Below are 13970 nucleotides of genomic sequence, written 5' to 3'. Positions count from 1 at the left end.
TAAGAGAGCCCAAACGGAGTTTTCCAACCCGAAAAAGATGGACTTACGTGTAACTGAAAAATCAGAAAAATGAAGAAATTATCGGTAGGCGACAAAGTACGGTTTCTCAGCACCGTGGGGGGGGGTACCGTCAAAGGTTTCCTCAACAAACAGTTGGTAATGGTGGAGGACGAACATGGGTTCGACCTGCCGGTGTTGGTTTCTGATTGTGTGGTGGTGGAGGCTTCAGGCAACGAAAAGATGGGTCAGGTTGCCGAAAAAGAGGAACTGATTGCAAAAGAAGAGGCAGCACAAAAGACACCCGAAGCGAGGGTAACCGTCACCGACATCCCGGAAGAGACCCGCGAAGGAGAACAGATCACAGCTTGCCTGGCATTCCTACCCTCCGATGTAAAGAATCTCACTACCACCGGATATGAATGCTACTTCGTGAACGACAGCAATTACTGGCTCTTCTTCAATTACATGAGCCGTGAGAACAACAGTTGGAAGAGTCGTTACAGTGGCAGCGTGGAACCAAACACCAAAATCTTCCTGGAGGAGTTCGGAAAGGAACAACTCAACGAGATAGAGAAGGTATCTGTGCAATTCATCGCATTCAAACACAACAAACCGTTCCGATTCAAAAATCCCTGCTCCGTGGAGCTGCGCATCGACACAGTGAAATTCTACAAACTGCACAGCTTCCGCGAGAATGATTATTTTGAAGAGGATGCATTGCTCTTTTACCTCATCCGTAACGATCAGCCCGAACGGGAGATACTGGTCTCAGCAGGCGAAATTGAGAGAGCACTCAGGGAGAAAGAAGTTCCCGAAAGACGTCCCCGAATCCAACGAATCGACAAAAGAGAGAAAAATGCTGTTGTGGAAGTGGATCTCCACATCGATCAGCTGATCGACACCACTGCCGGGATGAGCAATGCCGATGTACTGGAATACCAGTTGCAGAAGTTCAATGAGGTGATGTCCGAACACCGACACAACAAAAACCAGAAAATTGTCTTTATTCACGGCAAAGGAGATGGTGTACTGAAAAAAGCCATCCTGAGTGAACTGAAGAAGAGATATCCTACCTGCTTCCATCAGGATGCATCCTTCCAGGAATATGGCTATGGAGCTACCATGGTCACCATCAAGTAAACAACAACTACGAATATGAAAAAATCAATCCTTTTACTCAGTGTGATGATCCTGTTGTCAGGATGTGATATCATGAACAAGATTGGGGGTGCTTATCAGCTTTCCCAAAGTGAATACCGTTACAAGTCACTCAACAACATACAACTCTCGGGCCTTAACCTGGGTGATGCATCCAGCATATCGCTCTCCAACCTGGCCACCATTGCCACCATCCTCTCAGGAGGTTCGGGAATGCAAACCATTCCCTTCAGCATGACACTCAACATGGATGTCTCCAATCCTAACACCACCGCCGCTTTTCTTGATGCACTTGATTATGCCATCCAGATCAACGATATGGAGTTCGTGGAGGGGAAGATGGACATTCCAATCCGCATAGAACCGGGTGAAACAAAGGTGATAGGGGTGCCCATCAGCGTGGACCTGAAAAGCATTATGAATCGCTACTCCCAAGAGAGGGTGACCAGCGAGATGAGCGCTTTTCTCGGCATCACACCAAACGAAACATCGGTATCCGTGAAACTCTGGCCCAAATTTTATGTGGGTGAAACACTGGTGAAGGTACCGGCACCCATACCCGTAGTTTTCAACTTCGGCGGCAAATAGGGTTGATGATGGATAAAACCCAAAAGCAATTACGACAGGAAGCCATCGCCCGCATCCTCGGCTGCTCCTCTATCGACAGTCAGGAAGAGTTGCTGCAACGTCTTGCCGAGGAGGGTTTTGAACTGACACAAGCAACCCTGTCACGTGATTTCAGGGAGATGAAGATCGCCAAGACCCCGGACAATGCCGGCAATTACTTCTATCGGTTACCGGGCATTCAACTGTCACAAACAAGAGTGGTTAAACAGGGAATCATGTCCCCATTCATACGCCATGGACTGCTCGGCATTGACTTCTCCGGTCAGATGGCGGTGATCAAGGTGCCGACAGGCTATGCAAAAGGCATCGCCTGTGACATTGATGCCAATAACATCAAAGGTGTGATGGGCACTCTTGCGGGTCACGATACGGTGTTAATGATCCTCAACGAGCATGCCGAAAAATCAGATATCCTACATGCGCTGAAACTGATTTTTGACTCATAGGCCCGGTTGTGGCACCTCATCGAATAAAATACGTGCACGACATGCGACCCCCTTTTCACGGGTCTCCATCTGGAAATGATAATCACCTGGCGACATCTCCTGCCTGTAAACCACTCCCACATCTCCAAACACAATCTCTTTCAAGAAATTGACTTCAAATCGCCGGATATGATGAGACCTATAAAAGTCGAGTGAAAAGCAATCAGAGAACCACTGTATATAATTAAGGCTATTGGCATGGCTGTTGATGTCGATGTCGCTATACTTCACCTGAAAATGATTGGCCTCCTCTCCCGTAACATTCGGAATGCGCCCCGGCTCACCGATAGGTGTTGATTCTTTCACCACAAAATGTTGCATTCCAGGCAGCGTGTCAAGCAACACGCTGCGTCGTGAAACCATATCAATAACCGCCCACGAAGAAGCAGCATGGCCAATCACCTTTCCTGAGCCATCAAACAGCCGGAAGTTACGGGTGGTGAAAGCAGTACCAATCTTCTCTATCCAGGTATCAATGACCAGGCTGTCGCTCTCATCCGGTATCCGATCCATATCTATTACCAGGCGTGAGAGTACCCAGGTGAAGTTGTCACTTTGCAACTCCAGCAAGCCGAAGCCGTTCTCGTCGGCATTGCGGCCGGCAGTGATCAGCACGAAGTTTGTGAGAGAACTGAGTGAGAGTCGGCGGCGGAAGTCTATATCCTGCGCTTCGATCTCGTAACGATAGGTTTTCTTTGCACTCATAAGATTTTTTCTTGACTTGATCTGCAAATGTAAGCATTATTTGCCGGAGAGCATCCTGATCAACCGGTTCAATCAGTTGCGTTGTGCAGGATTAATTTTATCGCTATCTTTGTAAGAAGCAACATAATCCGGTTACACAACTGAAAACAATGAAATCGATCAAAGAACTCTACCGCATCGGCAACGGACCTTCCAGCAGTCACACCATGGGACCAAGGAAAGCAGCACAGCTCTTTGCAAATGCCTTCCCCGGTGCTGCCCGTTTCACGGTGACCCTCTACGGCAGCCTTGCCGCCACCGGCAAGGGACATCTTACCGATGTTGCGATCATGCAGGTGCTGGAACCATTGGCACCAACCACCATTGTATGGCTTCCATCCACCTACCTGCCCTTTCATCCCAATGCACTGAAACTGGAAGCTTATGATGCCGGCAACAAGCTGCTCGAGACATGGACCCTATACAGTGTGGGGGGAGGAGCTCTCTCGGATGGGCAGAAAATTATCGGCCTCTCCGAAGATCAGGAGAGGGACATCTACCCCATGTCAACGCTGACGGAGGTGATGGATTGGTGTGAGCGTACCGGTAAAATCTACTGGGAATACGTGGAAGAGTGTGAAGGAGCAGGCATCTGGGAATACCTCGACGAGGTTTGGGAGGTGATGAGGGCAGCAGTGACGCGCGGTCTCGACAACGAGGGGGTGTTGCCTGGCCCCCTTGCTCTCCATCGCAAAGCTGCAGGTTATTTCATCAAGGCAAAGGGTTACAAGGCATCACTCCAGTCCAGGGGACTGGTCTTTGCCTATGCTCTGGCGGTGTCGGAAGAGAATGCCTCAGGCGGCGAGATTGTCACCGCACCGACCTGTGGCTCCTGCGGTGTGGTACCGTCGGTCCTGTTTCATCTTGAAGAGATCCGCAAGTTCAGCCGCAACCGAATACTGCGAGCCCTCGCCACTGCAGGCCTCTTTGGCAACATCGTGAAGGAGAACGCCTCAATCTCGGGTGCCGAAGTAGGATGCCAGGGAGAGGTGGGGGTTGCCTGTGCCATGGCGGCAGCAGCTGCCAGCCAGCTTTTCGGGGGTAGTCCGGCCCAGATTGAGTATGCTGCCGAGATGGGGCTGGAGCATCATCTTGGGATGACCTGCGACCCGGTATGCGGATTGGTTCAGATCCCCTGTATTGAGCGCAACGCTTACGCTGCAGCCCGTGCACTTGACGCCAACCTCTACGCATCCTTCACTGACGGTATCCACCGTGTCTCGTTCGACCGCGTGGTGAATGTGATGAAGGAGACAGGGCATGACCTGCCGTCGCTCTACAAGGAAACCGGTGAGGGGGGACTGGCCAGGGGACACACCTTCACCCATTAACCATGGAGGATGGCTGTCGGAGATACTCTGCCGCAACCTTCTTTTTTCGCCGTTCATATACTTTTCCGGCATCACAACCGTTATATGAACGGTATTACGTAATCAACCAACTGTTAAAGAAAGATGATAGATTATATCAAGGGAGCGGTGGCTGAGCTGACCCCCGCCGATGTGACAATTGAATGTGGAGGGATTGGCTACAAAATGCACATCTCACTCAATACCTTTGCCGCCATCAATGGCAAGAGGGAGACCATGCTCTATGTTCACGAATCGATCAGGGAAGATGCTCACCTGCTGTTCGGCTTTGCAGAAAAGCATGAGCGGGAATTGTTTCAGCATTTGATCAGCGTCTCAGGTGTGGGACCCGGTACCGCCAGGATGATCCTCTCATCCCTGAGCTCACGTGAGTTGGAAAATGTGATCGCTTCGGGGGATGCCATTCAGCTCCAATCGGTAAAAGGTATCGGTGCTAAAACGGCACAGCGAATCATCGTGGATTTGAAGGATAAGATTCGATTCAACGACGAAAACAGTCCGCTGGCACTCCCGTCAAAAGAGGGGCTCAATGCAACGGGTCAGGCTGCGGTCTCCGCACTGGTGATGCTTGGGTTTGTACAAACAGCCTCACAAAAAGTAGTATCAAAAATCATCGGGGAAGATTCCTCCCTACCGGTAGAAGGTATAATCAAAGAAGCTTTGAAGAGACTCTGACAGTGGCCGGTTACGTAATACGCATTTTTGGCAACAAAAATCGTAAAAGGCAGTGGTCTCTTTAAAAAAGAACAACTTTTTATATACGCTCCTCATTCTGTTGCTAATGAACGGGATGATGTCGCTTTTTGCTCAGCAACAAACAGCCGGGGTAAAAACTATTGTGCGATATGATCCGTTGTCGGGGCTCTATATCTTCGAAAAGAAAATTGGAGAGCACCTGCTCTCTACCCCCACCACCATGACACGAAAGGAATACATGGCCTATCGGTTGCGGCTGATGCAGGGTGATTATTTCAGGGAAAGAGACCGGGCTACTGCCGATAACATCACTTCACACGATAGATCTTTCACGGTTACGGGTGTGCGAAAAGAACCTCAGAAACTCACTTCAATCTTCGGACCGGGTGGAGTGCAGCTCTCCAGCCAGGGAACGATGGAGATCATTGCCGGCATGAAAAGAGATGTGACCGACAATCCCACCCTTCCCCTACGGGCCAGGAAACGCAACATATTCAATTTCGACCAGCAGATACAGTTAAACCTGAATGCAAAAGTCGGTGACAAGATCGACTTCAATGTAAACTATGACAGTGAAGCAACTTTCGATTACCGGAGTAAAGAACTCAAACTGGCATATCGGGGTGATGATGACCAGATTATCCGACACATCGAAGCGGGTAACGTCACCATGTCTACATCGAACCCTTTGATCGATGGCGGTGCTGCCCTTTTCGGCATCAAGGCGGATCTACAGTTCGGCAAATTACAGGTGAATACCCTCTTCTCACGACAACAATCGGAAGTAAAAACCATCAACAGCAGCGGGGGGAGACAGATTACTCCATTCTCAATCAGTGCTGACAACTACGATGAGAATCGCCATTTCTTCCTCTCATACTGGTTTCGGGACAACTACGACAGCGCCACGAGCACTCTACCCTATGTACGTTCGCCGATCACAATCACCCGTATTGAAGTATGGGTCACCAACCGGCAGGGTGATTACAGCCAGGTGAGAAACATCGTAGCGCTGGCCGACCTGGGTGAACACAAAAACATTCATAACCCCAGATGGCAACCGTTGGGAACGGATGAGATCCCCTACAACCGCGGCAATACACTCTACGATGAGATGATCACTACCTATGGTGGGATACGGAACATTCGCCAGGGAGAAGCACTGCTTCCGGGTGATGTGGTGAAAGGAACAGACTATGAAAAGCTGGAAAGTGCACGGTTACTTAACCCTTCAGAATATAGTTACCAGCCGGAACTTGGCTATCTCTCCCTCTCCATGCCTCTGCAACCAGACCAGGTGCTGGCAGTAGCTTTTGAGTACAGCTACGGTGGAGAGGTTTATCAGGTAGGTGAATTTGCCGCAGACATTGGTGAGGGAAGCGGAGAAGATGCCTTGTTTCTGAAGCTTCTCAAACCGGTTTCACTCTCCCCCTCATCACCCGTGTGGGACTTGATGATGAAAAATATCTACTCACTGGGCAACGGAGCTTACAATCTGGAGGAGGATCACTTCCGGCTGGAGATTACACGCCAGAGCGACTCGGCGGGAGTATACCTTAACTACCTGCCGGGAAGTGGCATAGATGATAAGCTATTGCTGCGGGTAATGCAACTCGACAGGTTGAACGAACGGAATGACCCCTATCCGGATGGAGTTTTCGATTTTCTGGATGGCTTTACGGTGGATGCCCAAAACGGGAGGATCATTTTCCCGGTGACGGAACCATTTGGATCCCACCTGAAGAAAGTGATCGGGGATGAGGCGGTTGCAGAAAGCTATCTCTTTCAGTCACTGTATGATTCCACCCGTACGGTTGCGAGACAACATGCCGAGCAGAACAAATACCGTATAAGTGGTGAGTACCGCGCTACATCAAATGGCGTGATCAGTCTCAACGCCACGAACGTGGCTCACGGATCGGTTAAAATAAACGCAGGAGGCATCACCCTCACGGAAGGTGTTGACTACACGGTAGACTATCTCTCGGGAAGTGTAACAATCCTGAACAGCTCTCTGTTGGAAACAGGCACTCCGCTCAACATAACACTGGAAGAGCGTACCTTCTCACAGATGCAGCGCAAGACCATGACGGGGGTAAACCTTCTCTACAACTTCAACAAAGAGTTCTCAATGGGTGCTACCCTGATGCACTATACCGAGAAACCACTGATTGTCAAGACAGCATATGGTGATGAAGCAACAAGGAACCTTTTGTGGGGGTCAAACCTGAGTTGGAAAAAAGAATCAATCGCCCTAACCAACCTGTTAAACCTGCTCCCCTTCACCGATGCTACCGCACCCTCACAACTCACGGCAGATCTGGCATTCGCTCAGATGATTCCGGGTCATTACAGCAACCGGTATACAGGAGGTTATTCCTACATGGATGACTTCGAATCGGCAGCCTCTATGATCGACCTACGTGCACCTTATGCCTGGTCACTTGCTGCTACACCTGTTGACAATCGAGCAGGAGCTCTTTTTCCGGAGGGGGCACTCACCAATCAGATTGAAAACGGCAAGAACAGAGCCTTGCTCTCATGGTACCAAATCGATGGCATCTTTACCCGTAAGAACTCGTCACTGACACCCACTCACATCAGAAATGACCACGAACAGCTCTCCGACCACCGGGTAAGGGAAATCTACGAACAGGAGCTCTTTCCGGAAAGAGACCTCCTCTATGGTCAACCGGCGACCCTCCCGATACTCAACCTTTCCTATTATCCGGCAGAAAGAGGACCCTACAACCTCGACAGAGAGGTAGACAGCGAAGGATATCTACTTAACCCCGGCAGCAGGTGGGGAGGAATCACGCGTCCACTTGAGACTCGTGATTTTGAGACAGCCAATATCGAGTACATCGAGTTCTGGCTCATGGATCCGTTTGCAGGAGACACATTGGGAGTCTCAGGCGGTGGTGATCTCTACATTCATCTTGGAGAGATATCAGAAGATGTACTGCGTGATGGCAAGAAATTCTTCGAGAATGGGTTGTCGGTGGACAGAGACAGCAGCAGCGTTGAGCAGAGCGTATGGGGACTGAATCCAAAACGACAATCCACTGTATATGGTTTCGACAACTCCCTGGGTGAAGAATATCGGGAGAAACAGGATGTTGGTCTTAACGGACTAAGCAGTGAAGAAGAAAAAAATTTCCCTACATATGTGCAGTACCTTGAGGAGTTGAAACCCCGTCTATCTGAAACAACCCTGGCTCGAATGATTACAGATCGGAATTCACCGCTGAATGACCCTGCGGGTGATCGTTTCCAACATTATCGGGGTGAAGAACAGGATCGCATGCAATTAAGCATCCTCGAGCGATACAAATATTACAACGGTACGGAAGGGAACTCTCTGGCGCCCGACAAGGAAGCCGATTTCCATTCGGCTTCACGCAACACACCTGATGTGGAAGATATCGACCGCGACAACACACTCAACGAACAGGAGGCTTATTATATCTATCGCGTCTCCCTGCGTAGAGAGGAGATGCAAGCGGGTAGCAATCATATTGCTGATAAGAGAGAGGTTAGCGTGACACTACGAAATGGAAGACAGGAAAAAGTGACGTGGTACCTCTTCAGAATCCCGATCAATGATTTTGAATCGAAAACAGGAAATATTGAGGGATTCCACAACATACGGTTTATGCGAATGCTACTGACCGGCTTCGAAGAACCTACATTCCTGCGGTTTGCTACACTGGGTCTTGTACGCAGTGAATGGCGCAGCTACCAGGGAGACCTGAAAACCGGCGGCAGTCAGACCGGGCAGGGGCAACTCACCACTGAGGCTGTAAACCTTGAGGAGAACAGTAACAGAACACCGGTCAATTACGTGTTACCGCCGGGTGTAACACGCATCATTGACCCCAGTCAACCGCAACTAAGGCAGGAGAACGAACAGGCACTCTCGCTCAAGATTGATCAGTTAGAGGCAGGAGATAGTCGTGCCATATACAAAAGTGCCATGCATGACCTGCGACGCTACAAGCGGCTGCAAATGTTCGTTCATGCTGAAAAAAAAGAAGAGGACCCTGGCACTCTTAAAGATGGTGATCTATCCCTTTTCATGCGAATTGGATCCGACTATCGCAACAATTACTACGAAATTGAAATTCCGCTTCATCTTACAGCTGAAGGACATTACAACAACCAGATCACGTCAGACAGGGAGAAGGTGTGGCCTGAAGCGAACAGAATTGACCTTCCGCTGGAGTTGTTTACAAGTCTTAAGCTAAAAAGAAACAGCTTGTTACAGACAGGTAAAGAAGATGCTTATTATATGCCCTACAGTGAAGCCAATCCCGAAAAAGAGGGAAGCATGATTACCGTCATGGGGAATCCTTCGCTGGCTGAAATAAAAGTGATGATGATTGGCATTCGCAACAACAGCAGCATCGCCAGCTCCGGAGAGGTCTGGGTGAACGAATTACGATTGAGTGAGTTTGATGAAAAAGGTGGGTGGGCAGCAGAAGGTAATGTTGGAATCACCTTTTCCGATATAGGCAACATACAATTCTCGGTCAGGAAGGAGACCGCCGGTTTCGGGGCTTTAAGCCATGGTTTGCAGCAACGTCGCAACAACGACTTCTCCTCATTTCACCTCACGTTTAACATGGACCTGGGACGCTTTCTCCCACGAAAGGCAAAGATCACAGCCCCCCTCTTCTATTCCATCTCAAAATTTCAGGAGACTCCCCTTTATGATCCCTTTAACAAGGATATCCTTCTCTCGAAAACAATTGAGCAATTGCCCTCGCAAACCGAAAGAGACTCAGTTGAAAAGATCGCAATTACCGAATCGTCACAACGAACCATCGGTCTGAACAACCTCAGGATGAATATTCGCAGCGAGAACCCAATGCCCTATGATCCGGCGAATTTCACCTTCTCCTACAGCGGGAATGAGTTAAAGCAGAAAAATCCGGAGATCGCATATGACACGGAAAGTGATCAGCGGTTTCAGGTTTTATATGCGTACACACCCCATGTCAAGTCCTGGCAACCCTTCCAAAGTCTGAAAGAAAATAACATCAACAATCTGCTCAAACTACTTGAGTTCCGTTTTCTTCCTGAACACCTCAGCATCAGCAATACGCTTCACCGCAACTATAGAGAGAGGCAGTTGCGTGACCCGAACACCTTCGCGGAAGGTGCACATGAAAGTCGTTCAGCCTATCTGACCTTCAGCCACAATTTTTACTGGGATCGACAGTTTAACCTCACCTGGAACCTTACCAAATACCTGAATGCATCCTTTCACTCCGGCACCCTGGCAGAAGTAGAGGAACCCTACTTACAGGTAAACAAAGCGATTAACCGCAGCGACTATGAGATATGGAAGGACTCGGTGATGCTCAGCCTACGTGGACTGGGAAGGCCTCTGAGGTACAATCAAACAGCTGACCTAAGCTATACTTTTCCCTTTGAGAGAATTCCTCTGCTGGATTGGATCAGCAGTAGCATGGCATATCACTCACAATACCACTGGGAACGTGGTGCAACCATCCATGATAAAAAGATAGGGAACCATCTGCAGAACGATCTATCCTTCATTTTCAACAGTCGCTTCAACTTCTCAGCCCTCTACCGTAAATTGTCATCGGCGAACAGTCCCACCCTCCTCTCGCAGTCCCTGGCAATGATTCGGCAGATCAATCTCAACATCACATATAAGACAAGAACGGACCTGCCGGGTTACATCCCCATGAGTGGTGATTTCTTCGGACAGAAGACAGCTGAGGGTTCATTGCTACCCGGATTACCCTTCGCCTTTGGGTTTGAAGGAGGAAGAGCTTTCGTGGAAGAGGCACTGTCAAATCAGCGGCTCGTGATCAATCAAGACAATCTATTGCCGGCAATTTTCAATCGCACCAGAAATGTGAGGATTGAAACCGGTATCGAACCTCTCCCGGGCATCCGGATCGACCTGCACGCATTGCACGAAGAAAACCAGCGAAGTGAATATCAATACATGTTTGAAGGGATGCCCGAGATACGTGGCGGCAGTTTTGCCATGAGCATCATTTCACTATTTTCCGCCTTCGAGACAAGAAGCAGTACCGATCGAAACTACCATTCGGCGGCTTTTAACCGTTTTCTGGAGAACAGATCAATTGTTGCAAGCCGTGTCAGAAACCAATATGTTGAAAAGACATACCCCCATGAGGGATTTCTCAACGGTAGCTCTCTTGCCGGTCAGAATTTCTCAAGCAGCAACGGAGATGTAAAGAACTATTCAGCCGATGTTCTGGTTCCCGCTTTCCTGGCTGCCTACAGTGGCAAAAGCGCGGAGAGTGTTGCCCTCACCCCATTTCCATCCCTCTCATCAATGATGCCCAACTGGAACCTGTCGCTCAGCCTCACAACACTCATGCCGGCATTGCGGAATCAATTTACTGAGCTAATGATCCTTCACCGATATCTTTCCCAATACCGCATAGGGTCATACAACACACACCTCAGTTGGGTAAAAGCAGATGGAGAATTAGGGTTTATACGTGATGCTGTTTCCGGTGATCCGCTTCCCTCTTCTCCCTATAACATCCAATCTGTTGGTATCATGGAGAGCTTCAATCCGCTCATCGAGTTGCGTGCAACTTTTCACAACAATTTGAGTCTCTCCCTGCGTCTCAACCGAACAAGATCCCTCAACCTCGCCATCTCCTCTCATCAGTTGATCGAGATGAGTGACAACGACCTGGTTCTGGGCACCGGTTACCGCATAAACAACTTCGGGCGACTCATCGGTTTACCCACCTCATCACACAATCAGCAACGTCGTCGTTCACTCATGAGCCAAGCTCGTGAGAATGATAGAACAGAAGGAGATTCATCTTTTCGAAACGATCTTACGTTGCGCCTCGACATCTCTCTCAGAAACACGCAGACACTCATCAGGAGAATAGAACAGGCAATGAATCAACCCACAAGCGGCATCCAAAACGGAACGATACGCTTCACGGCTGATTACGCGATAAGCAGGCAACTCACCCTGCGTGCCTTTTATGACCGCATGGTTCAAAAACCGCTGGTATCGTCACTCTCCTCAGCAACCGCTACCAGTAATGCAGGCATAGCCATGCGGATCAACTTTCTTTGAGTGGTTAAGCTAAGCTGTTAAACAAATTCAAAAACAGCAATTCAACCCGTTTCTTCTCTTAATTAATGTTGTGATCGGCTTCTTTTTCGATTTTTTTTAATTTTAAGAGGATATGTTAAACAAAAAAGTGGTTTATTTGTTAAATTAATAGGCAAAAAAAAGTGATCTTTGAAATAAAAAAACGTAATCACTTAAAAGGAGGTATGGAAATATAGCGTATGAAAAAATCAACTATCTGGTTGCTTGCCATTGTGATGTTCACGGCATTTTTCGCGTTGCTGTTTCTCCAGTTGCGGTACATGAGGACAAGCCTGGCAATCAGGACACAACAGTTCGACGAACAGGTGAACCGAAGCCTCTACAATGTGATGAGAGATCTGGAACTGGATCAGACTCGCGATTACCTGGAACAAGATATGATTGAATCGGAAAACAGATATTCCCAATACAATCAGCCACAGAGTTCACAGGAGATCATCAGTGAACAATCCACAACAGTCATCACTCATCCTGATGGAAGCAAGTCAAGAATCAACCTGAGTGTCACCGAACAGTCGCTTCTGCCTGAAACAGAGCGAGAGAAGGCTTTGCTCTCACCCAACCAGGGCGCGAGTACCATCTCCAAGACACAGTTTGACATGCAACAATCGCTTTCGAAAAGATACCTGCATGAACGATCATTGCTCTATGAGGTAATCTACAAAATATTGAGCCGTTCGAGCAACGAACCAATTGAAGAAAGAATCGATTTTGACAAGGTGGATCAGTACATTCGCTACGAACTTTCCTACAATGGTTTGAATGAACCTTTCAGTTTCCAGGTGGTGAACTACAACAACGAGGTAGTTCACGCGACACGCGGCTTCTCGACAAAACAGAAAGATGCGATCTATACACAGATACTCTTTCCCAACGATCCGCCGGCGAAGTTGAATCAGCTGAGGGTTTACTTCCCAACCAAAAGGAATTATGTGTACAGCGAACTAACCTTCTTCATCCCGTCACTGATTTTCACTTTCATCCTGCTGATTACCTTTATCTTCACCGTGGTCTCTCTTTTCAGGCAAAAGCGATTGTCTGAGATGAAGAATGATTTCATCAACAACATGACGCATGAACTGAAAACTCCCGTCTCCACCATCTCCCTGGCATCACAGATGCTGAAAGATGAGTCGATATTGAAATCACCGGAGGTGTTCCGACATGTGACCGGCGTAATTCACGATGAGACCAAGCGACTGAGTTTCCAGGTTGAGAAGGTACTTCAGATGTCTCTGTTTGACAAACAAAAGACAACACTGAAGATGAAGGAGATGGATGCCAACGACCTGGTGGTAACAGTCGCCAATACACACGCACTGAAAGTGGAGAAGCTGGAGGGTACACTCGACATTGACTTGAAAGCTGAAGACTCAACGATCAAGGTTGACGAGATGCACTTCACCAACGTACTGTTCAACATTTTGGACAATGCACTGAAGTACCGCAAAAAAGATGTCCCGCCCGAGTTGATGATTCGCACAAGAAACGAGGGCAACAAGCTGATCATCACGATTGAGGATAATGGCATCGGCATGAGAAAGGAAGATGCAAAGAAGGTATTTGAACGTTTTTACCGCGTACCGACCGGCAACCGCCACGATGTGAAAGGATTCGGGCTGGGGCTGGCCTACGTGAAGAAGATTGTGACCGACGTGAACGGCACCATACGTGCCGAGAGCGAATTGGGAAAAGGAACCAAATTTATCATTAGTTTACCCGTAATAACAGAAAATTGAT

8 protein-coding genes are annotated in these 13970 nt (G+C 48.6%); 7 read left to right on the top strand and 1 reads right to left on the bottom strand.

Annotation, left to right across the window (positions count from 1 at the left end; translation table 11 throughout):
- The first annotated feature begins 69 nt into the window (after window positions 1-69).
- From JS578_11435 to JS578_11425, 3 genes are read left to right on the top strand one after another with little or no spacing between them, the layout of a single operon-like run.
- Window positions 70-1140, top strand: a complete 1071-nt coding sequence (locus tag JS578_11435; protein QRX63458.1) for a DUF2027 domain-containing protein — start codon at window positions 70-72, stop codon at window positions 1138-1140.
- A gap of 15 nt (window positions 1141-1155) precedes the next feature.
- The gene (locus JS578_11430) at window positions 1156-1746 is read left to right on the top strand and encodes an LEA type 2 family protein (GenBank protein ID QRX63457.1); all 591 of its coding nucleotides are present in this window, start codon (window positions 1156-1158) and stop codon (window positions 1744-1746) included.
- A 5-nt stretch (window positions 1747-1751) separates the two neighbouring features.
- Window positions 1752-2231 (top strand): arginine repressor, encoded by a 480-nt coding sequence (locus JS578_11425; protein QRX63456.1) that lies wholly within the window; start codon window positions 1752-1754, stop codon window positions 2229-2231.
- On the opposite strand, the gene JS578_11420 is transcribed toward JS578_11425, so the two are convergent.
- Window positions 2226-2975, bottom strand: a complete 750-nt coding sequence (locus JS578_11420) for a hypothetical protein (protein ID QRX63455.1) — start codon at window positions 2973-2975, stop codon at window positions 2226-2228. The two genes, JS578_11425 and JS578_11420, sit on opposite strands and share 6 nt — an antisense overlap.
- A 149-nt stretch (window positions 2976-3124) precedes the next feature.
- Here JS578_11420 and JS578_11415 point away from each other — a divergent pair, with 149 nt between their 5' ends.
- From JS578_11415 to JS578_11400, 4 genes are all read left to right on the top strand, one after another.
- Window positions 3125-4345, top strand: a complete 1221-nt coding sequence (locus JS578_11415; GenBank protein ID QRX63454.1) for an L-serine ammonia-lyase — start codon at window positions 3125-3127, stop codon at window positions 4343-4345.
- Window positions 4346-4468: 123 nt separating this feature from the next.
- Entirely contained in the window at window positions 4469-5059 is a 591-nt protein-coding gene (gene ruvA, locus JS578_11410; protein QRX63453.1) for a Holliday junction branch migration protein RuvA, read from the top strand.
- Between the two features lie 106 nt (window positions 5060-5165).
- Window positions 5166-12191 (top strand): cell surface protein SprA, encoded by a 7026-nt coding sequence (gene sprA, locus JS578_11405; GenBank protein QRX65006.1) that lies wholly within the window; start codon window positions 5166-5168, stop codon window positions 12189-12191.
- 218 nt (window positions 12192-12409) lie between these two features.
- Window positions 12410-13969: a HAMP domain-containing histidine kinase gene (locus tag JS578_11400; GenBank protein ID QRX63452.1), complete on the top strand. Its 1560-nt coding sequence runs from the start codon at window positions 12410-12412 to the stop codon at window positions 13967-13969.
- The last annotated feature ends 1 nt before the right edge of the window (window position 13970 follow it).

The organism is Dysgonomonadaceae bacterium zrk40 (assembly GCA_016916535.1).
In the GTDB taxonomy this organism is placed as follows: Bacteria; Bacteroidota; Bacteroidia; order Bacteroidales; family Dysgonomonadaceae; genus Proteiniphilum.
The sequence above is the reverse complement of the archived record's forward strand: the minus strand, read 5'-3'. Positions and strand labels throughout refer to the sequence as shown.